This window comes from Pseudomonas sp. R15(2017) (genome assembly GCF_002112685.1).
Classification (GTDB): Bacteria; Pseudomonadota; Gammaproteobacteria; order Pseudomonadales; family Pseudomonadaceae; genus Aquipseudomonas; species Aquipseudomonas glycinae.
The window spans coordinates 304,746-326,234 of the sequence record NZ_NEII01000004.1; the positions used below are offsets into that span (position 1 = coordinate 304,746).

18 protein-coding genes are annotated in these 21,489 nt (G+C 61.5%); 13 read left to right on the forward strand and 5 right to left on the reverse strand.

What is annotated here, in order from left to right; all coding sequences use genetic code 11:
- Positions 1-41 precede the first annotated feature (41 nt).
- Positions 42-968, reverse strand: coding sequence for a serine O-acetyltransferase EpsC (epsC, locus tag CAF77_RS11120; RefSeq protein ID WP_064382732.1), 927 nt, complete (start codon positions 966-968; stop codon positions 42-44).
- A 190-nt stretch (positions 969-1,158) separates the two neighbouring features.
- On the opposite strand from epsC, the gene CAF77_RS11125 reads away from it, so the two are divergent.
- The 11 genes from CAF77_RS11125 to CAF77_RS11175 all read left to right on the forward strand — a co-directional run bounded on the left by CAF77_RS11125 (position 1,159) and on the right by CAF77_RS11175 (position 12,676).
- A complete protein-coding gene (locus tag CAF77_RS11125; RefSeq protein WP_064382731.1) occupies positions 1,159-2,163 on the forward strand; it encodes a D-cysteine desulfhydrase in 1,005 nt (334 codons plus the stop codon).
- Between the two features lie 245 nt (positions 2,164-2,408).
- Positions 2,409-3,209 carry a cystine ABC transporter substrate-binding protein gene (gene tcyJ / locus CAF77_RS11130; RefSeq protein ID WP_011331948.1) on the forward strand — a complete coding sequence of 267 codons (801 nt, stop codon included), beginning with the start codon at positions 2,409-2,411 and terminating at the stop codon, positions 3,207-3,209.
- Complete coding sequence (tcyL, locus tag CAF77_RS11135; protein WP_011331947.1) at positions 3,209-3,874, forward strand: cystine ABC transporter permease; 666 nt, start codon at positions 3,209-3,211, stop codon at positions 3,872-3,874. The genes tcyJ and tcyL overlap by 1 nt, the downstream gene beginning before the upstream one ends.
- Positions 3,875-3,878: 4 nt before the next feature.
- Positions 3,879-4,628, forward strand: a complete 750-nt coding sequence (gene tcyN / locus CAF77_RS11140) for an L-cystine ABC transporter ATP-binding protein TcyN (protein ID WP_064382730.1) — start codon at positions 3,879-3,881, stop codon at positions 4,626-4,628.
- A gap of 457 nt (positions 4,629-5,085) precedes the next feature.
- Positions 5,086-5,850, forward strand: coding sequence for a hypothetical protein (locus CAF77_RS11145; protein WP_064382729.1), 765 nt, complete (start codon positions 5,086-5,088; stop codon positions 5,848-5,850).
- Between the two features lie 266 nt (positions 5,851-6,116).
- On the forward strand, positions 6,117-7,358 hold the full coding sequence (locus tag CAF77_RS11150) for an SfnB family sulfur acquisition oxidoreductase (RefSeq protein WP_064382728.1): 1,242 nt from the start codon (positions 6,117-6,119) through the stop codon (positions 7,356-7,358).
- 38 nt (positions 7,359-7,396) lie between these two features.
- Entirely contained in the window at positions 7,397-8,590 is a 1,194-nt protein-coding gene (locus CAF77_RS11155; RefSeq protein WP_085654486.1) for an SfnB family sulfur acquisition oxidoreductase, read from the forward strand.
- Positions 8,590-9,942, forward strand: a complete 1,353-nt coding sequence (locus CAF77_RS11160; protein WP_064382726.1) for an LLM class flavin-dependent oxidoreductase — start codon at positions 8,590-8,592, stop codon at positions 9,940-9,942. Before CAF77_RS11155 ends, CAF77_RS11160 begins: the two co-directional genes overlap by 1 nt.
- Before the next feature lie 163 nt (positions 9,943-10,105).
- On the forward strand, positions 10,106-10,915 hold the full coding sequence (locus CAF77_RS11165; protein WP_007952748.1) for a MetQ/NlpA family ABC transporter substrate-binding protein: 810 nt from the start codon (positions 10,106-10,108) through the stop codon (positions 10,913-10,915).
- A gap of 2 nt (positions 10,916-10,917) precedes the next feature.
- Positions 10,918-12,042 (forward strand): methionine ABC transporter ATP-binding protein, encoded by a 1,125-nt coding sequence (locus CAF77_RS11170; RefSeq protein ID WP_064382725.1) that lies wholly within the window; start codon positions 10,918-10,920, stop codon positions 12,040-12,042.
- Entirely contained in the window at positions 12,032-12,676 is a 645-nt protein-coding gene (locus CAF77_RS11175) for a methionine ABC transporter permease (protein ID WP_007952752.1), read from the forward strand. The genes CAF77_RS11170 and CAF77_RS11175 overlap by 11 nt, the downstream gene beginning before the upstream one ends.
- Before the next feature lie 5 nt (positions 12,677-12,681).
- Here CAF77_RS11175 and CAF77_RS11180 read toward each other — a convergent pair whose 3' ends face one another.
- Positions 12,682-14,100, reverse strand: coding sequence for a hypothetical protein (locus CAF77_RS11180; RefSeq protein WP_139831590.1), 1,419 nt, complete (start codon positions 14,098-14,100; stop codon positions 12,682-12,684).
- A 182-nt stretch (positions 14,101-14,282) separates the two neighbouring features.
- Here CAF77_RS11180 and CAF77_RS11185 point away from each other — a divergent pair, with 182 nt between their 5' ends.
- Entirely contained in the window at positions 14,283-14,912 is a 630-nt protein-coding gene (locus tag CAF77_RS11185) for a bifunctional 2-polyprenyl-6-hydroxyphenol methylase/3-demethylubiquinol 3-O-methyltransferase UbiG (RefSeq protein ID WP_064382723.1), read from the forward strand.
- 26 nt (positions 14,913-14,938) lie between these two features.
- Here the strand turns inward: CAF77_RS11185 and CAF77_RS11190 are convergent, their stop codons facing one another.
- From CAF77_RS11190 to CAF77_RS11200, 3 genes are read right to left on the reverse strand one after another with little or no spacing between them, the layout of a single operon-like run.
- Positions 14,939-17,992: an efflux RND transporter permease subunit gene (locus CAF77_RS11190; RefSeq protein ID WP_064382722.1), complete on the reverse strand. Its 3,054-nt coding sequence runs from the start codon at positions 17,990-17,992 to the stop codon at positions 14,939-14,941.
- A complete protein-coding gene (locus CAF77_RS11195; protein WP_064382721.1) occupies positions 17,989-19,053 on the reverse strand; it encodes an efflux RND transporter periplasmic adaptor subunit in 1,065 nt (354 codons plus the stop codon). Before CAF77_RS11195 ends, CAF77_RS11190 begins: the two co-directional genes overlap by 4 nt.
- Entirely contained in the window at positions 19,050-20,153 is a 1,104-nt protein-coding gene (locus CAF77_RS11200) for an efflux RND transporter periplasmic adaptor subunit (RefSeq protein ID WP_064382720.1), read from the reverse strand. The genes CAF77_RS11195 and CAF77_RS11200 overlap by 4 nt, the downstream gene beginning before the upstream one ends.
- Positions 20,154-20,297: 144 nt before the next feature.
- Between CAF77_RS11200 and CAF77_RS11205 the strand changes: the two genes are divergently transcribed.
- Entirely contained in the window at positions 20,298-21,458 is a 1,161-nt protein-coding gene (locus CAF77_RS11205) for an AAA family ATPase (RefSeq protein ID WP_064382719.1), read from the forward strand.
- Positions 21,459-21,489: the final 31 nt, after the last annotated feature.

A 21,489-nucleotide genomic window follows, 5' to 3' on the forward strand; every position in this document is an offset into this window, starting at 1 on the left:
GCGTTCCCACGCAGGAGCGTGGGAACGATCAGGTGTAAGCGTTACTTCTGCGTCCCGTCATCATGCTGCAGATTGGCCTGGGTCAGGTTGCACCCGGCGGGTACGCTGCGGGTCAGCCACACGTTGCCACCGATGGTCGAGCCCTTGCCAATGGTAATCCGTCCCAGGATTGTCGCCCCGGCGTAGATCACTACGTCGTCTTCGACGATCGGATGGCGTGGATGGCCCTTCTGCAGCTGGCCGTCCTCATCCGCCGGGAAGCGTTTGGCGCCAAGGGTCACCGCCTGATAAATCCTGACGCGCTCGCCGATGATCGCGGTCTCGCCGATCACCACGCCCGTCCCGTGGTCGATGAAGAAACTGCGGCCGATCTGCGCACCGGGGTGAATATCGATGCCGGTCGCCGAGTGGGCGATTTCCGAACTGATCCGAGCCAGCAGCGGCAGACCCGCGCGATACAAATGGTGGGCCAGACGATGGTGAATCACCGCCAGAATCCCCGGATAGCACAGCAGCACTTCATCGACGCTGCGCGCCGCCGGGTCGCCGTGGTAGGCGGCCAGCACATCGGTGTCGAGCAGGCTGCGCAGGCCCGGCAGTGCGAGGGCGAAATCCTGGATGATCCGGATGGCTTCGGCCTCGACTTCAGTGTCGGCCTGGGCGCTGTGACGGGCGACGTAACGCAGTTCGAGTCGTGCCTGAGCCAGCAATGCATTCAACGCAACGTCGAGGGTGTGACCGACATAGAAATCCTCGCTCTCTTCACGCAGATCCACCGGCCCCAGCCGCATCGGAAACAGTGCGCCGCACAGGGCTTCAAGGATCTGCGCCATCGCATCACGGGACGGCAATTCACGCCCGCCCTGCTCGCCGGACGCGCGCCCGTTTTGCGCACGCCACTGATCCCGCGCAGTACGCAGCTGGCTGACGATGGTCTGCAATTGCCAATGGCTGGAACGCTCGCTCACGGTAAAGACTCCTCACGGGCGGCCGGACTGTCTGGCCGCGTCAACGGCGACTACTTTACGGCAACCCCACCGGGGCGAATTAAGAACCGATAGTGCTGGGTTAAGCACATTTGGCTATAAGCGATTGGCGGTTGCCCCGGTAAATCGGCGTGCCTATAGTCCTGACATCTCCTTGCATCAGTACGGAACCATGTCCACACAACCGATCAATCAACAGCTGCAACGCTTCAACCGCCTCGACCTGCTCGGCCAACCGACCCCACTGGAAAAACTCGAGCGCCTGTCCACCTGGCTCGGCCGCGATGTCTACATCAAACGCGATGACCTGACGCCTTTGGCCATGGGCGGCAACAAGCTGCGCAAGCTCGAATACCTCGCCGCCGATGCCATCGCCCAAGGCGCGGATACCCTGATCACCGCCGGTGCACTGCAATCGAACCACGTTCGCCAGACTGCCGCGCTGGCCGCCAAACTGGGCCTGGGTTGCGTAGCGCTGCTGGAAAACCCGCTGGGCACCGACGACAGCAACTACACCGGCAACGGCAACCGCCTGCTGCTGGACCTGTTCGACACCAAGGTCGAGCTGGTCGACAACCTCGACAACGCCGACGAACAACTGGCCGCCCTCGCCGTGCGCCTGCGCAGCAACGGCAAGAAGCCGTACCTGGTGCCGATCGGTGGCTCCAACGCCCTCGGCGCGCTGGGTTACGTGCGCGCCGGTCTGGAGCTGGCAGAACAGATCAAGGACACCGGCCTGCAATTCTCCGCCGTCGTTTTGGCCTCTGGCAGCGCCGGTACTCACAGCGGTCTGGCGCTGGCCCTGAGCGAAGCCCTGCCACAACTGCCGGTGATTGGCGTGACGGTGTCGCGCAGCGAAGAAGATCAGCGCCCGAAAGTCCAGGGCCTCGCCGAACGCACCGCCGACCTGCTGGGTGTGGCGCTGCCGGACAGCTTCAAGGTCGAGTTGTGGGACGAATACTTCGGCCCGCGCTATGGTGAGCCGAATGCCGGGACGCTGTCGGCGGTGAAGCTGCTGGCCAGCCAGGACGCCGTGTTGCTCGATCCGGTCTACACCGGCAAGGCCATGGCCGGACTGCTCGACGGCATCGGTCGCGGGCGTTTCGACGACGGCCCGATCATCTTCCTGCACACCGGCGGCGCCCCGGCGTTGTTTGCGTACAAGGATTTTCTCTGACGCGCTCGCTCCCACGCTCTGCGTGGGAACACAGCCCGGAATACGAAAAACGCATATTCCGCAGATGAATAACAAATGGAAAATTCATTATTTTCCATTCTAAAAGAACCACCCTATAGTCTCGCCGCAGGCGAATTTCGCGAGAGACGCATAAGCTGCTTTAAGGCAGGATAGCGCTGTCGTCCAATTCCCGGATTCGCCAACTTTCCTTAAGCGTCTTCCATAAGAAAACACAGGGGCTTGTCATGATTCTTTCCGCACTACGTCGAAATCTGCTGGTAGGTTCGCTGGGCCTGGCACTGAGCGCCGGTCTGCTGGGGCAGGCGGTTGCCGGTGAGCAACTGCAACAGATCAAGGACAAAGGCGTTATCAACGTCGGCCTGGAAGGCACTTACCCACCGTTCAGCTTCGTCGATGCCGACGGCAAGCTGTCGGGTTTCGAAGTCGAGCTGTCCGAAGCCCTGGCCAAGAAGCTGGGCGTGAAGGCCAAGATTCAGCCGACCAAATGGGACGGCATCCTCGCGGCCCTGGAATCCAAGCGTCTGGACGTGGTGGTCAATCAGGTGACCATCTCCGAAGAGCGTAAGAAGAAGTACGACTTCTCCGAGCCGTACACCGTTTCAGGGATTCAGGCACTGGTACTGAAAGACAAGGCAGCCGCGCTGAACATCAAATCCGCCGCCGACCTGTCCGGCAAGAAAGTCGGCGTCGGTCTGGGCACCAACTATGAACAGTGGGTCCGCGCCAACGTGCCGGGTGCCGACGTTCGCACCTACGACGATGATCCGACCAAGTTCGCCGACCTGAACAACGGACGTACCGACGCGATCCTGATCGACCGACTGGCTGCACTGGAATACGCCCAGAAAGCGCCAAAAACCGTCGCTGCCGGTGAAGCCTTCTCCCGTCAGGAAGCGGGTATTGCCCTGCGCAAAGGCGAACCTGAACTGCTGGCCGCCGTGAACAAGGCCCTCGACGAACTGCGTGCCGACGGCACCCTTGAGAAGCTGTCCAAGAAATACTTCAACGCTGACGTCACCCAATAATGGAAGAAGCTTTCCAACTCGCTCTGGACTCCGCGCCCTTCCTGTTGAAGGGCGCGTACTACACGGTAATCCTCAGCCTCGGCGGCATGTTTTTCGGCCTGCTGCTGGGCTTTGGCCTGGCGTTGATGCGCCTGTCGCGTTTCAAGTCGGTCAGCTGGCTGGCCCGCATCTATGTGTCGTTCTTTCGCGGCACGCCGTTGCTGGTGCAACTGTTCGTGATCTATTACGGCTTGCCGCAATTGGGCATGGAACTCGACCCGCTGCCGGCGGCGCTGATCGGCTTCTCGCTGAACATGGCCGCCTACGCCTGTGAAATCCTGCGTGCCGCGATCGGTTCGATCGAGCGCGGCCAGTGGGAAGCCGCTGCGAGCATCGGCATGACCCGCGCGCAGACCCTGCGCCGGGCCATCCTGCCGCAGGCGATGCGCACGGCGTTGCCGCCGCTGGGCAACAGCTTCATTTCGCTGGTCAAGGACACCGCACTGGCCGCCACCATTCAGGTGCCGGAGCTGTTCCGTCAGGCACAGCTGATTACCGCCCGGACTTTCGAAGTCTTCACCATGTATCTTGCCGCCGCGCTGATCTACTGGATTCTGGCCACGGTGCTGTCGCACTTCCAGAACAAGTTGGAAGAGCGGGTCAATCGGCACGACCAGGAGTCCTGACCCCATGATTGTCGTGGAAAAACTGACAAAGCAGTTCAAGGGTCAAGTCGTGCTCAACGGCATTGATCTGGAGGTGAAGGAAGGCGAGGTCGTGGCAATCATCGGCCCCAGCGGCTCGGGCAAGACCACGTTCCTGCGCTGCCTGAACTTCCTCGAGGAACCCACCAGCGGCCGGATCAAGGTCGGCGAGATCGAGATCGATACCAGTCGCCCGCTGAACCAGCAGCAGAGCCTGGTGCGCAACCTGCGCCAGCATGTGGGCTTCGTGTTCCAGAACTTCAACCTGTTCCCCCACCGCACCGCCCTGGAAAACGTCATCGAAGGCCCGATCGTGGTCAAGAAGACGCCTCGCGATGCAGCCATTGCCCTGGGCAAGAAGCTGCTGGCCAAGGTCGGCCTGGCGGGCAAGGAAGACGCCTACCCACGGCGCCTGTCCGGTGGCCAGCAACAGCGCGTGGCGATTGCCCGGGCGCTGGCGATGGAGCCGGAAGTGATCCTGTTCGACGAGCCGACCTCGGCCCTCGATCCGGAGCTGGTAGGTGAAGTGCTGGCGACCATCCGCGGCCTCGCCGAGGAGAAACGCACCATGGTGATCGTCACCCACGAAATGGCGTTCGCCCGTGACGTGGCCAACCGCGTGGTGTTTTTCGATAAAGGCGTGATCGTCGAACAAGGTGAAGCGAAAGCGTTGTTTGCCAATCCGAAAGAAGAACGCACTCGACAGTTCCTCAGCAAGTTCAGAAACAACGGCTGATCCGCAAACTTTCCTGAATACAAACTTCCATGGATGGAAGTTATGTTTAAACATTCCACAACACCAACTCAATCAAACAATTGCGCTACTTATCCATGTCCTGCAACACACTGGGCATGATTGAATTGCGCCCTCTCACTCGTCTTCCTTTGCGCAGTTCAATAGCCGCCACAGCCGGTAAAGCCTGGAAAAAACGTGGCTTAATTCGCCGTTCCAGATAGGTAGAGTGCCTTATCGACGTAGGAGCATTCTGATAAGTCCGTAATTCTGCAATTAACTAACGCCATCCATTGACATGCCTTTCAGTGAACTTTTATCTAGTCACTCATCGCAAGCCGCTACATCACAAAGACCCTATAACGATTGGCCGAAAGTACTGGTTTTTATTACCGGGCAATTCTGGCCATTTGAACTTTCAGAAACGGATTTCGCTGCAAGGCTTCAAGGAGAGGATTTCATGACCCGCACTTCGCTTATCCCCGAACTGACCGCGCCGAGCGTGGCGCCCTCGCAAAACAACGGCATCAATCTCGCAGCAGCGGCGCATCTGCTGGTCGATGTGCCGCCCTACCCGGACATGGACACCGGCGACCTGATCGAACTGTTCTGGAACAACTGCTATGTCGCCTCTCACCTGCTGACAGCGCAAGACCTCGCAGCCCCGGTGAGTCTGCGGGTGCCCGAGAGCTTTATCGTCAGCGGCTCATCACGTATTCACTACCGGGTCATGCGGGTGGGTCACGGGCCATCACTGTCGGCGGCGGCGCGCGTCACGGTGAAACTCGACTGCCCCGGCGGGCAGCCCCCCGCGGTGTGTGGTGACGAAAACCAGCAACTGGCCCCTGTGACCCTGCCCGAGACCATTCGCCGTCAGGGGGTCAACGCGAACCAGATCAAGCGTGGCGTACCACTGACCATCGAGCCGTACCTGAACATGGCTGAAGGCGATGCCATCACCCTGCGCTGGGGCGATGTGCGGATGGACCTGGCGCGCATCACCCCGGCCGATGTCGGCCAGCCGATTCAGGTCTGGGTGCCGCCGGCGATCATCACCGAGGCCGGCGAAGACCTGCGGCTGGATGTGACCTACTGCATCCTCGACCGGGTCGGCAACAACTCGCGTTGGGCGCCGCCGCGAACGCTGAAGATCGGTTGCGTGAATCCCTACCTCAAGGTGCCGCTCAAGGAAACGCCGAAGGCAGCAGAGCCGCAAAAAAAATGAGCATCGACGGCCGGTGAGGGACGACTTCCCTCGCCGCCGCACGCTTAACCAGACGGACCACGCCCCCTTCTATACATATTCCTAAAAGTTAGTTTATTTAAATTTTATACGCGCTTAGGGTATATGAACCGGACCACCGGACATTCTTTCGTTCGCCGCACTTTTGCGGCGTTTTTCATGAGATGTGAGGTAGGTAACATGGTCCGGAACACAATCACCCCAGTGCAGATCGCCAGGGCATTGCGTGCAGCCAGGGAGCGGCACTGATGTCCAGTCTGGCAGACGCAAACGTCCAGAGTGACCTGGACATCGCCCCGTTGTTGTTGCCCGCGCAAGTGCTGCGCAACGACGCTCAAGCCATCAAGGCCGCCCACGAGCTGGCGCAAGTCGCTCGCGTGCAGGCCGCCAGACGCGATCGCCAGCGCAAGCTGCCGTGGTCGGAAATCGAACAGTTCACCCGCAGCGGCCTCGGCAGCATCGCGATTCCGCGCGAGTACGGTGGCCCGCAGGTTTCCTTCGTGACCCTGGCCGAAGTGTTCGCGATCATTTCCGCAGCCGACCCGGCATTGGGGCAGATCCCGCAGAACCAGTTCGGCATCATCAACCTGATCCTCGGCAGCGCCACCGAACAGCAGAAAAAACTGCTGTTGCAGAGCGTTCTGGAAGGCTGGCGCATCGGAAACGCCGGGCCCGAACGCGGCACCAAGGACACCCTGGAATTGAAAGCGCGCATCACCGCCGACGGCGATGACTACGTGATCAATGGCCAGAAGTTCTACTCCACCGGCGCCCTGTTCGCCCACTGGGTCGCGGTCAAGGCGCTGAACGATGACGGTAAACAGGTTTTGGCCTTCGTCCGTCGGGGCACGCCGGGCCTGCGCATCGTCGATGACTGGTCCGGTTTCGGCCAGCGCACCACCGCCAGTGGCACGATCCTGTTGAACAACGTGCGGGTCGATGCCGGCCTCGTGGTGGACAACTGGAAGATCAACGAAAAGCCCAACACCCAGGGCGCGGTTTCGCAGCTGATTCAGGCAGCGATCGACGCCGGTATCGCCCGTGGCGCCATCGATGACGCCATCGAATTCGTCAAGACCCGCGCCCGGCCGTGGATCGACGCTAACGTCGAACGGGCCAGCGATGACCTCTACGTGATCGCCGACATCGGCAAACTGAAAATCGAACTGCACGCTGCCGAAGCGCTGTTGCGCAAGGCCGGGCAGGTGCTGGATCAGGTGCACGCCGCGCCACTGACCGCCGAATCCGCCGCCCGCGCATCGATTGCCGTAGCCGAAGCCAAAGTGCTGACCACCGAGATCTCGCTGCTGGCCAGCGAAAAACTCTTCGAACTGGCCGGCAGCCGCGCGACCCTCGCCGAATTCAACCTCGACCGTCACTGGCGCAACGCCCGGGTGCACACCCTGCACGACCCGGTGCGCTGGAAGTACCACGCAGTTGGCGCCTGGCGCCTCAACGGCAAGTTGCCGGCTCGCCATTCCTGGATCTGACGACCCGAACACTTTTGACCAGATCTCTGGAGAAATACATGACTTTTTCCCATCCCGTCGCGCTCATCACCAGCGACGAGCAAGCCCTGATCGTCGCCAGCGACCTGGCCGAAGATTTCCAGCGCGACAGCAACCTGCGCGACCGCGAACGCCGGCTGCCGCTGCCGGAGCTCGACGTGTTTTCCCGCTCCGGCCTGTGGGGCATCAGCGTGCCCAAGGAGTACGGTGGCGCCGGCGTATCCAACGTGACCCTGGCCAAAGTCATCGCGCTGATTGCCCGGGCTGACGGCTCGCTGGGGCAGATTCCACAGAACCATTTCTATGCCTTGGAAGTGCTTCGGGTGAACGGCAGCCACGAGCAGAAACAACGCCTGTACGCCGAAGTCCTCGCCGGCCAGCGCTTCGGCAATGCCCTGGCAGAGCTGGGCACCAGGACCGCCCATGACCGTGTCACCAGCCTCAAGCGCGACGGCAGCGGTTATCGCATCAACGGCCGCAAGTTCTATGCGACCGGCGCCATTTACGCCCAACGCATTCCAACGTCCGTGGTCGATGAAAACGGTGTGCAGCAACTGGCGTTCGTCCCGCGCGACAGCAAAGGCCTGACCGTGATCGACGACTGGAGCGGCTTCGGTCAGCGCACCACTGGCAGCGGTTCGGTGGTGTTCGAAGACGTGTACGTCACTGCCGAAGATGTCATTCCGTTCCAGAGCGCTTTCGAACGCCCGACCCCGGTAGGCCCGTTGGCGCAGATCCTTCACGCCGCCATCGACACCGGCATAGCCCGCGCCGCCTACGAAGACGCGCTGCACTTTGTACGCAGCAAGACCCGGCCATGGATCGATTCGGGTAACGACAAGGCCACCGAAGACCCGCTGACCCTCAAGAGCTTCGGCCACCTGAGTATCCGCCTGCACGCCACCGAAGCGCTGCTCGAACGTGCCGGCGAATTCCTCGACGCCGCCCAGGCCGAGACTAACGCCGAGACCGTTGCGGCAGCCTCGATTGCCGTCGCCGAAGCACGGGCAATCAGCACCGAAATCTCCCTGGCCGCCGGCAGCACCCTGTTCGAACTGGCCGGCAGCCAGGCCACCCTGATCGAACACGGCCTAGACCGTCACTGGCGCAACGCCCGGGTTCACACCCTGCACGACCCGGTGCGCTGGAAGTACCACGCGGTGGGCAATTACTACCTCAACGATGAAAACCCGCCGCTGCGAGGGACCATCTGATGAGCAAGAAAAAGATCCTGCTCAATGCGTTCAACATGAACTGCATCGGCCACATCAACCACGGGTTGTGGACCCATCCCCGCGACACCTCAACCCAGTACAAGACAATCGAATACTGGACCGAACTGGCACAGTTGCTGGAGCGCGGGCTGTTCGACGGGCTGTTCATCGCCGACATCGTCGGCGTGTACGACGTCTATCAGAACTCGGTGGACGTCACCCTGAAAGAGTCGATTCAGCTGCCGGTCAACGATCCGTTGCTGCTGGTATCGGCGATGTCCGCGGTGACCAAAAACCTCGGTTTCGGCCTGACCGCCAACCTCACCTACGAGCCGCCGTATCTGTTCGCCCGACGCATGTCGACCCTCGATCACCTGAGCCGTGGACGGGTGGGCTGGAACATCGTCACCGGCTATCTGGACAGCGCCGCCAAGGCGATGGGCCTCAGTGAACAGGTCGAGCACGACCGGCGTTACGACCAGGCCGACGAGTACCTCGAAGTGCTCTACAAACTCTGGGAAGGCAGCTGGGAAAACGGTGCGGTGCTCAACGATCCGCAGCAGCGGATCTACGCGCAGCCGGACAAGGTGCACAAGGTCGAACACAAGGGCGAGTTCTATCAGGTCGAGGGTTATCACCTGTGCGAACCGTCGCCGCAGCGCACGCCGGTGCTGTTCCAGGCCGGCAGTTCGGATCGCGGTCTGCTGTTCGCCGGGCGGCATGCCGAGTGCGTGTTCATCAGCGGCCAGAACAAGCCGTCGACCAAGGCGCAGGTGGACAAGGTCCGGGCCAGCGCCGTCGAAGCCGGGCGCAATCCCGAGGACATCAAGGTGTTCATGGGCCTCAACGTGATCGTCGGCGAGACCGAGGAAGCGGCCTGGGCCAAGCATGCCGAATACCTGAGCTACGCCAGCGCCGAAGCGGGCGTGGCGCATTTTTCGGCCTCCACCGGGATCGATTTTTCCCAGTACGAAATCGACGAACCGATCCAGTACGTCAAAAGCAACGCGATCCAGTCCGCCACCAAGAACTTGCAGAACAACGACTGGACCCGCCGCAAATTACTCGACCAGCACGCCCTCGGCGGGCGCTACATCACCGTGGTCGGTTCGCCGCAGCAAGTGGCGGATGAACTGGAATCGTGGATCGCCGAAACCGGCCTCGACGGCTTCAACCTGACCCGCATCGTCACCCCGGAAAGCTATGTGGATTTCATCGATCTGGTGATTCCGGAACTGCAACGGCGCGGCTCGTACAAGACCGCGTACGACAGCGGCAGCCTGCGGGAAAAACTGTTTCACGGCGAAGCGCATTTGCCGCAGCAACACACGGGCGCCCACTACCGACACTAACCCTTGCACTGATCGTTCCCACGTCGAGGCGTCGAACCGTCCGCGTGGGAATGCAGCCTGGGACGCTCTGCGTCCCGACAGCGGACGCAGAGCGTCCATTGAGGCGCGCTCCCACGCGGAGCGTGGGAGCGATCAGGCTAAATTAACTGACTGGAAAACCACCATGACCAAGAAACTGCTGTCCCACCCAGTCAAAGCACTGGCCCTGGCCTTCGGCCTGTTCAGCTCGGCTGTTTTCGCCGCCGATGCCCCGTTGAAAATCGGCACTACCGCAGCCTTCGCGATTCCGCTGGAAGCCGCCGTCGAAGAGGCCTCCAAACAAGGCCTGAAAGTCGAGCTGGTGGAATTCACCGACTGGATCGCGCCGAACGTCAGCCTCGCCGCCGGTGACATCGACGTGAACTACTTCCAGCACATTCCGTTCCTGGAAAACGCCAAGGCCGCCTCCGGTTTCGACCTGGTGCCGTTCGCGCCGGGCATCATCAACAACGTCGGCCTGTACTCGAAGAAATACAAAAGCTTCGACGAGCTGCCGGAAGGCGCCAGCGTGGCCATCGCCAACGACCCGATCAACAGCGGACGCGGCCTGCAACTGCTGGCCAAGGCCGGTCTGATCACCCTCAAGCCGGGCGTCGGCTACAAGGCCACCGAAGACGATATCGTCGCCAATCCGAAGAAGATCAAGATCCTCCAGGTTGAAGCCGTGCAACTGGTGCGCGCCTACGATGACGCCGATCTGGTTCAGGGCTACCCGGCCTACATTCGTCTGGCGAAGACTTTCGATGCCGGCTCCGCGCTGCTGTTCGACGGTCTCGACCACAAGGAATACGTGATCCAATTCGTGATCCAGCCGAAGAGCAAGACCGACCCGCGCCTGATCAAGTTCGTCGACATCTACCAGCATTCGCCGGCCGTTCGCGCGGCGCTGGATAAGGCCCACGGCAAGCTGTACCAGGCCGGTTGGGAAAGCTGAGGATGACCGCGGCCATCCGACGGCGACTGGACCTTCCAGAGCCACCTGCGCTTGCGCAACGCACCGAACTGCATCCGGAACTGAACCGCGCTCATGTGCGTTTCGTCGGGCTCGGCAAAACCTACGACGGCAAACAAGGCCCGGTCGCCGCCCTGCAAGGCATCGACCTGGCGATCCAGCGCGGTGAAGTGTTCGGCATCATCGGTCGCAGCGGCGCCGGCAAGTCGTCGCTGATTCGCACCATCAACCGCCTCGAACAACCGACCTCGGGCCGGGTGCTGATCGATCAGGTGGACATCGGCGAATACGACGAGGACCGCCTCGTCGCCCTGCGACGGCGGATCGGCATGATCTTCCAGCACTTCAACCTGATGTCGGCGAAAACGGTGTGGCAGAACGTCGAACTGCCACTGAAAGTCGCCGGCGTCCCGAAGGAACAGCGGGAGAACAAGGTTCGCGAACTGCTTGAGCTGGTGGGCCTGCAAGCCAAGCACAAGGCGTATCCGGCGCAGCTGTCCGGCGGGCAGAAACAGCGGGTCGGCATCGCCCGCGCGCTGGTGCATGACCCGGATATTTTGCTGTGTGACGAAGCCACCTCGGCTCTCGATCCGGAAACCACCCAGTCAATCCTCGGCCTGCTGCGCGAGATCAACAGACGCCTGGGCCTGACCATCGTGCTGATCACCCACGAGATGGCGGTGATCCGGGAAATCTGCGACCGCGTCGTCGTGCTCGAACACGGCCGCATCGTCGAGCAGGGCCCGGTCTGGGAAGTGTTCGGCAACCCGCAGCACGAAGTCAGCCAGACCTTGCTCGCACCGTTGCAACACGCCTTGCCCGAAGAATTACAAAGCCGTTTGCAGGCACAACCGTCCTCGCCCGATGCGTCAGTTGTGCTGCGTTTGCAGTTCACTGGCAACCAACAGGACGAACCGGATCTGGCCGCGCTGTTCGCCGCGCTCGGTGGCCGGGTGAAATTGCTCCAGGGCGGCGTGGAACGGATTCAGGGCCACGCGCTTGGGCAATTGCTGCTGGCGGTGGCGGGCTCAAAGCTGAACGCCGAGCAATTGCGTGAGCGAGCCAGCCAATGGGCACAACGCACGGAGGTGCTGGGTTATGTGGTTTGATCGCTTGCTGCAGGGTTTCATCGACACGTTTCTGATGGTCGGCGTGTCCTCGCTGATCGCATTGCTGGCGGGTATTCCGATGGCGGTGATTCTGGTCACCAGCGACAAGGGCGGGATCTACGAAGCGCCGGTTCTTAACCGTGCGCTGGGTGCCTTCGTGAACCTGTTTCGTTCGATCCCGTTCCTGATTCTGATGGTCGCGCTGATCCCGTTCACCCGGCTGATCGTCGGCACCACCTACGGCGTGTGGGCGGCCGTCGTACCGCTGACCATCGCGGCCACACCGTTCTTTGCGCGAATCGCCGAGGTGAGTCTGCGTGAAGTCGACTACGGCCTGATCGAGGCCGCGCAAGCCATGGGCTGCCGGCGCTGGCACATCGTCTGGCACGTGCTGTTGCCCGAGGCCCTGCCGGGGATTGTGGGCGGGTTCACCATCACCCTGGTGACGATGATCAACTCATCGGCCATGGCCGGAGCGATTGGCGCCGGCGGTCTGGGTGACATCGCCTATCGTTACGGCTATCAGCGCTTCGACAGCCAGATCATGCTGACCGTCATCGTACTGTTGGTGGCGCTGGTAGCGCTGATTCAGCTGGGTGGAGATCGTCTGGCACGGGGGCTGAACAAGCGCTGAGATCGTCAACGGTTCAACAGGCTTTCAAGCAGCTGGCTGTCTGCGATTCTGGCCAGATGCAGAGCCTGCAGACTGGTGGCGGCGTAGATAATGCTGTCGGCATTGCTTGAGGCTAGCGATGTCCGAACGGTCGGGTGGGCATTGAACAGGTCGACAGCCGTCTGGACATCCAGCTTCTCTGCCAGTCCCAGAGCCTCTCTGACTCCGGCGGTGAAACGGCTGTGGTCGCTCGTGAACCCATCCAGGTATGCCACCGTCATGCCGCCCTGCATGATGACTTCCGAAACAACGCGCTCGGCCATGTCGTAAACCGGCAGCGGACGACTTAGGGCATTTCCCATGCGCGCGTCCAGATAAAAGAAATCCAGCGCGCCTGGCCCAACGCTCTTGAACCGGTTGACCCTGTTCGTGTGCAGCATCTCATGACCCAGAACGGCGGCAAAATCCCCGGTCTGCAGGTGATTGAGACTGATGAATAAACGGCCATGAAAATCGAACTGGTACATCCACGCCCGGCGATCCTGGTCAAATGCCACACCCACGAACTTTTCCATCCCCCATGGCCCCTGATACTCCTTTGACAGCGCCTCGCCTCGCGACAGGCAATCGGCGAACTTCGCCTTGATCAGCGCATGCTGCGTGCCGAAAAATCCCTGAAAAATACCTGCGACCTCGGCGTAGTTCGCCGCGAGCCCATTGCGAGCATCGGAAAATATCTGGTGCGTGGCGTGCAACTCGGTTCGCAGGGTGGCTGCGTGCCGGGGTTCAAACTGGCTCAGTCCACGGGCAATGATCGTCACGGTGAGAGAGGTTTGACGCTCGAACCGGTCATCCCGGCCTTCATACAGTCGACCCTGCGCAGCTGTTGCATCCCTGCCGATTGAAGGCTTGAGGCCGATAAGCTCGGAATCGTATCGGGCGCTCATGGCGTTGCCGATGTCAGCCAGAATCGACAGTTGTTCGGCTTTCCAGATCATCGTCCGCTGATCAAGAACAAGTCTCGGCCCCGAGACGGACTGTTCCGACGGGAGCGTCGCACGGTATTCACCCGTTACGACGTCCTGCCGGACCTGCACGATTTCACCCGCAGCGATATCGACAAACTCGCGGCCCTTGAAACGCCTGATGCCCTGGGTATCGGCAGCCGGGAGGCCACGCGGCAGTCTGAGGCGATACTTTTCAAGCGACATCACTACGGACCGGATAGAAGTATTTTCCGCCAGGGGCAGCCCGGTAATCGTGACCGCGGCGTCAGCAGAAACCGGCATCGCCGGATCTTTTTCCAGCGCTGGAGAGGTTCGCGCAACCTTGATTGCCGGGGCCTCGATGGAAAGGGTATCGCCTGGCCTCGTACGGGGCCGCGTGGCATCCGGTGCAAAACGGGCAGGTGATGGCGTGACGTGGGGCTTGCGACCGATGACCATAGGAAATCCTGTTTCTGAAGAGGTCGCCCGAGACGGGGCGGCATCGCGACAATCATCTGTCGCACAGGCGTTATTTCATCCGTTTCGGGATTGCTCAGTGCGGTACAGGGTTATTGCCTGCGCACCCGCCTGAACCTGTATGGCGTATATTCACCAAACCCGAATGCCACCGCAGTCCGACCATGAAACAGACCCCCACCGATCTTGAGCAGATCACTTCGACCACCCTCAGCCACTACAACGCGGTGGCCGAAGATTTTCGTGAAGGCACCCGCGATCACGATGTCAGCCAGAACATCGACGCCCTGTTGCGGCACATCCAGGGTACGGCGCCGTTTTCCATCCTCGATTTCGGCTGCGGGCCGGGGCGGGACTTACAGACATTTACCCGGATGGGACACGTCACCGTCGGCCTCGACGGTGCGGAAAAATTCGCGCAGATGGCTCGCGAGGACAGTGGTTGCGAGGTGTGGTGTCAGGACTTTCTGAAGCTGGATCTGCCGGACGAACGCTTCGACGGGATCTTCGCCAACGCAGTGCTGTTTCATGTGCCGTTGCAGGAATTGCCTCGGGTCTTGAAGCAACTGCACGGGACATTGAAACCGGGCGGCGTGCTGTTCAGTTCCAATCCGCGTGGGGATAACCGTGAGGGCTGGAACGGGCCGCGTTATGGCTCGTATCACGATCTGGAGGCCTGGCGCGGATTGTTGACCGCTGCCGGGTTCGTCGAGCTGGAACATTACTACCGGCCGGCGGGGCTGCCGCGTGAGCAGCAGCCCTGGCTGGCGAGTGTCTGGCGCAAAGCCGTGTAGTTGGCGATAAACGCAAGGCGCTCGCCTTACTGCGCCTCTTTCTTCGGCTCGCGAATCTTGTACCAGGCCACGTATAGCGCCGGCAGAAACAGCAGCGTCAGCAGGGTCGCAATCACGATCCCGCCGATCATCGCGTAGGCCATCGGCCCCCAGAACACTTCCCGGGCGATCGGGATCATGCCCATGCTCGCCGCGGCGGCGGTCAGCAGGATCGGCCGGCGCCGGTGTTCGGTGGCTTCCACCACGGCATCCCAAGGCGCGTAACCTTTGCGTTCGAACTCGTCGATCTGGGTCACGAGGATCACCGAGTTGCGGATGATGATGCCGATCAACGCCAGAATCCCGAGGATCGCCACGAAGCCCATCGGCGTACCGGTCGGCACCAGCGCCAGCACCACACCGATCAACCCCAGCGGCGCAACACTGGCCACCAGAAACAGCTTCTGCACACTGTGCAGCTGGATCATCAGGAAGGTCGCCATCAAAAACAGCATCAACGGCAGCACTTTCGCAATCGGCCCTTGGGCCTTGCCACTCTCCTCGACCGTACCGCCAGTGGCGACCTTGTAGCCAACGGGCAGTTTGTCGGCGAACGCGTCGATGGACGGCTTCAACAGTTTCACCAGATCGGTCGGCTGAATCTCGTCACGCACCGACGCCTTGATGGTGATGGTCGGCAGGCGATCACGACGCCACACCAGCGGCTGTTCCAGCTCATAACGAACGGTGGCGAAGGCCAGCAAGGGAATCGACGTGCCGTTGGGCGTGACGATCTGCAGGTTCTGCAGGGTTTCCGGCGTACCGCGTTCCGAACTCACCGCGCGACCGACCACGTTGATCAGGTAGATGTCGTCGTTGACCTGGGTCAGCGGCGCCCCGCTGACGATGCTGTTCATCAGGTTCGCCACGTCTTCGGACGACAGCCCGAGCTGGCGCGCCTTGTCCTGGGCGATGTCGATGCGCAGGACTTTGCCCGGCTCGTTCCAGTCGTAAATGATCTCGCCGATGTGCGGGTTCTTGTCCAGTTCAGTCGCCAGGTCGATGGCATGCTTGCGCACTTGGTCGATGTCCTTGCCGCTGATCCGGTACTGGATCGGGCGCCCCACCGGCGGCCCCATTTCCAGCGCCTGCACGTAACTGCCGATGCCGACGAAGTCCTTGTGCAGACGTTCGCGCAGGCGCTGACTCAGGGCCTCGCGGGCTTCGAAGTCTTTGCTGACGATCACCAGTTGCGCGTAGTACGGGTTCTGCAATTGTTGGTCGAGTGGCAGGTAAAAACGGATCGCACCCTGACCGATGTAGGTGCTCCAGCGCACGATGTCCGCATCGCCCTTGAGCGTGGCCTCGAGTTTGTCGACGGCCTTGCGGGTTTCGTCGATCGAGGCGTTTTGCGGCAGGTTGAGGTCGACCAGAATTTCCGGTCGATCCGAAGACGGGAAGAACTGATTCTGCACAAAACGCATGCAGAACACCGCCAGCACAAACAACAGGACGGTGATGCCGATGGCCCACCAGCGATTGCGCATGCACCACAGCAAACCGCCGTTGAATGCACGGCCAACGCGCCCCGGTTCGGCCTCATGGGATTTCACGTTGGTGCTCAGAATATGTACGCCGATCACCGGGGCGAAAAAAACCGCCACAATCCACGAGACGATCATCGCCACGGCAATCACCGCGAACAGCGTGTAGGTGTACTCGCCGGCAGAACTGGCGTTGAGACCGATGGGGACGAAACCGGCGACCGTCACCAGCGTACCGGTGAGCATCGGGAACGCGGTCGAGGTGTAGGCGAACGTCGCCGCCTCCTCCTTGCTCTCGCCCATTTCCAGGCGCGTGACCATCATTTCCACGGTGATCATCGCATCGTCCACCAACAGGCCGAGGGCAATGATCAGAGCGCCGAGGGAAATCCGCTGCATGGTGATGCCGCTGTATTCCATGAACACGAACACCATCGCCAGCACCAGCGGGATCGAGCACGCCACCACCAGCCCGGCGCGAACGCCGAGGCTGATGAAGCTGACCACCAGCACGATCACCACCGCTTCGAACAAGGCACTGGTGAAGCCGCCGACGGCTTCCTCCACCACCACGGCCTGATCGGACACCGTGTGCACACCCACGCCAACCGGCAGATCCGCGGTCAGTTCATCGATACGTTTGTGCAGGGCCTTGCCGAATTCCTGAACGTTGCCGCCCTTCTGCATGGCAATCGCCAGCCCGATCGCCGGTTTGCCGTCGAAACGGAATTCCGGCGTCGCCGGATCAGTGTAACCACGAGTGATGTCGGCGATATCCGCCAGACGATAGAAGCGGTCGTTGAGCTTGAGATTGACCTCGGCCAGGTCTTTCTCGGAAGCGAACTGCCCCGAAGTCCGCACGGAAATCCGCTCGGGCCCCGCCTCGATGACACCGGCCGGGGTCACGGCGTTCTGCGATTGCAGGCTCTGCACCACCTGGCGCTGATCGATGCCCAGCGCCGCCAGTTTGCGGGTCGAGAAGTTCAGGTAAATCACTTCGTCCTGCTGGCCGATCATTTCGATCTTGCCCAGCCCCGGCACATTGCGGATCTCGGCCCGCGCCTGTTCCACGTAATCGCGCAACTGGCGCATGGTCAGGCCGTCGGCGGTGAAGGCGTACACCGAGCCGAACACGTCCCCGAACTCGTCGTTGAATCCCGGCCCCTGAATCCCCTGAGGAAACTGCCCGCGAATGTCGTCGATCTTCTTGCGCACCTGGTACCAGATTTCCGGAATGTCCTTGGCGCTGGTGGTGTCGCGCAGGTACACGTACACCGTCGATTCGCCGGGGCGCGTGTAGCTTTTCACATAGTCGAGGGAATCGAGTTCTTCGAGTTTTTTCTCGATGCGATCGGTGACCTGCTTGAGGGTTTCCTCCTGGGTCGCGCCCGGCCATTTGGTCTGGATCACCATAGTCTTGATGGTGAACGACGGGTCTTCCTCGCGCCCCAGATTGAAGTAGGAGAACACCCCCATGAGCAACGCGACGAACATCAGATACCAGACGAAAGACTGATGCTTGAGGGCCCATTCGGAGAGATTGAAAGAGCCTTTCATTGACTGTCCTCGTCAAGTTTCACGGATTGTCCGGGTTTGAGACTGTTGACGCCGGCGCTGACCACGCGCTCGCCGTTCTTCACGCCACCCGCAAGTACAACGCTGCTGTCGGTGCGGCTGATCACGCTGACGTCGCGCGGGTTGACGGTTTTGCTTTGGGTGTCGATGACCCAGATCCGCTGTTTGCCATCGGCCTCCTGCAACGCCGTAGCTGGCAATTCGATACGCGGTTTGATCGCCGAGCTGAGGGTGACGCTGATCGCCGTGCCGAGGCGAAAGCCGTCAGGCGTATCGGCCAGGGTCAACCGTGCACGGCGGGTGCGCGTGGCACTCTGGGCCTGGGGTTCGATCTCGCGCAGGGTGGCCGTGGTGTTGATGCTCGGGTCGAGTTGCCCGGCCACCAGAAACACCACGTCAGGAGGTATCTCATTGACCAGGGTGTCCGGCAGATCGATCACCGCTTCCTTGATGTCCGGTTGCGCCAAAGTCACCACTTGCTGGCCCGCCGTCACCACTTGCCCGGCCTCGGCGTTCCACGCGGTGACCACGGCTTTGTGATCGGAGCGCAGTTGGGTGTAATCGAGTTGGTCCTTGCTTTGATTGACCGCCGCGCGAGCCTGATCCAGCGAGGCCTGGGTGGTTTTCAGGTCCGTCATGGCAATGTCCAGTTGCGCCTGCGCACCCACGCCCCGGTCGAACAGCGCTTGCTGACGGCGGGCGTTGGCCTGGGCGTTGATCAGTTGTGCCTGAACCCTCGCCAGATCGCCCTGGGCCGAACGCAGCTGGTTCTGCTGATCGGTCGGATCGAGCGTAGCGAGCAGCGTGCCCTTTTGCACCTCGGTACCGACATCGACGTTGCGGCTGGCAATGCGCCCGCCGACACGAAAACCGGTGTTGCTTTCATAGCGTGCCTGAATGCTGCCGGCGAAACGCCCGAGGTTTTCCTCGCTCAACGCTTCGACCTTGACCGACAACACCGGCCGTACCGGCTCCGGCGGCGGCTCGCTTTTCGAACAGGCGGCCAGCAACAGGCCAATGGATAACAGCCCCAGACGCTTCATGGCTGTGCTCCCGGCTGCAGATCCTTGTAGGTGTTTTCGGCAATTTCGACCTTCATGCCCGGATGCAGCAACTGCCCACCCGCGACAATGACTTTTTCCCCGCCCTTGAGGCCCTCGCTGATGATGACCTTGCCGATCAGGTAGCGGCTGACGGTGACGTTGTGCAACTGCGCTTCACCTTTTTCGTCGACCATCCACACCGCCGGATCGCTGACGTTCTTGGTCAGCGCCGACCACGGCAATTCAACGGCCGATTTGCCGGTACCCTTGGCCGTGGCGCTCACCACCGAGCCCAGTTGCATTCCCGGCGGCAGGCTGTCGAGGCTGACCTTGACCTGCACCGTGCCGGACTGCGCGGACACCGCCGGGGTGATTTCGCGCACGGTGCCGGTGGTCTTGATGGCGGGGTTGTCGAGCAGGCTGACGACAATCGAACGCTCCGCCGGCCGTTCGGCCAGCAGGGATTCGTAAACGGCGAACACGGCGTCGCGGTCGCCGTCCCGGGCCAGGCTGAAAATCGGTGCCGTGGCCTGAACCACCTGGCCGACTTCGGCCTGACGCTCGGTGATGACGCCCGGCGCATCGGCGATCAGCGCGGTATAGCTCAATTGATCCTTGGCATTGGCCAACTGCGCCTGCGCGGCACTCAAGGCACTCTGGCTGCTGCGCAATGCAGCCTGCGCGGAATCGTATTCGCTCTGGCTGGTGTAGCCCTTGGGCAACAGTTTCTGCTGGCGGACGAACGCGGCGGCGCTCTGTTTGACCCGCGCCTGCTCGGCCACTACCTGAGCCTGGGCGGAATCGACGTTGGTCTGCAAATCCTTCGGATCGAGCTTGGCCAGCACTTGTTTGGCCGAGACACGGTCACCGACATCGACCATGCGCTGGATGATCTTGCCGCCGACCCGGAACGACAGTTCGGTCTGCACGCGGGCCTGCACATCGCCGGTGAGGGTCACGGCGGCGGCGTAATTGGCGGGGTTCACCTCCTGCACGAAGACCCGGGGCAGGTATTGCGCAGGGGCCTTTTTCTCGCCGCAGGCGCTCAATAAAGCGAACAGACTGAGCATGACCGCTGTTTTCAATCCGGGACTCGCCATGCAGACTCCTTCCTGTGTACGAACGTGCAAGTGACGATACGACTGTGAGCTTAGAACAGGGTTCAACCTTCGTCCGGGCGATATATGCATTTCTGTGCAGCGAGTATCCTGATCCGGATTTCGGGGCACCCAGGAAGGATTTTCATGCTCAAGACCCTCGCGGTGGCCAATTACCGCTCGATCAATAAATTGGTGATTCCGCTGGGCCGTCTGAACCTGATCACCGGCCCCAACGGCAGCGGCAAGTCCAACCTGTACCGGGCGCTGCGGCTGCTGGCGGAAACCGCTCAGGGCGGCGTGGTCAATGCGCTGGCCCGTGAGGGCGGGCTCGACTCGACCTTCTGGGCCGGGCCGGAAACCATCAGCCGGCGCATGCGCAACGGTGAAGTGCCGATCCAGTCCACCGTGCGCCAGGGCGTCAAACGCCTGCGCCTGGGCTTTGCCGGGGAGGATTTCAGCTATTCGATCGCCCTGGGATTACCTGAGCCGAGCCTCTCGTACTTTTCCCTCGACCCGGAAATCAAAAAGGAATGCATCTGGGCCGGGCCGCTTTATCGTCCGGCCAGCCTGCTGGTGGATCGCGACGGGCCGATGATCCGTGCCCGTGAAGGTCGTGGTTGGGATGTTCTGGCGCAATACACGCCGAACTTCGACAGCCTGTTCGATCAGGTCGGCAGCCTGCGCACCTCGCCGGAGGTGTTCCAGATGCGCGAGTTCATCCGCCGCTGGCGCTTCTACGATCACTTTCGCAGCGACGCCGACGCACCGGTGCGCCAGCCGCAACTGGGCACGCGCACGCCGGTGCTGCATCACGACGGGCGCGATCTGGCGGCGGCGTTGCAGACCATCCGCGAGATCGGCGATCCCGAGGCGCTGCAGGCGGCGATCAGTGATGCGTTTCCCGGCGCACGGCTGAACATTGCACCGATGGCGGGCGGACGCTTCGCTATCGAGTTCTTTCAGGAAGGGTTGCTGCGGCCGTTGTCGGCGGCCGAATTGTCGGACGGCACGTTGCGCTATCTGCTGCTGGTCGCGGCGCTGCTGACGCCACGCCCGCCATCGCTGATGGTGCTGAACGAACCGGAAACCAGCCTGCATCCAGACCTGCTGCCGGCGCTGGCGCGCTTGATCATCCGGGTGTCGGAGCAGTGTCAGGTGTGGGTGGTGTCCCATGCGCGGCGGTTGATTTCGGCGTTGCAGGAGGACCCGGAATGCAATTGCATCGTGCTGGAAAAAACCCTCGGCCAGACCGGGATCGTCGGGCAGAGGGTTCTGGATGAGCCGGCGTGGAATTGGCCTGATTAACCTCACACTCTCGCTTCCACACCGTATCTGA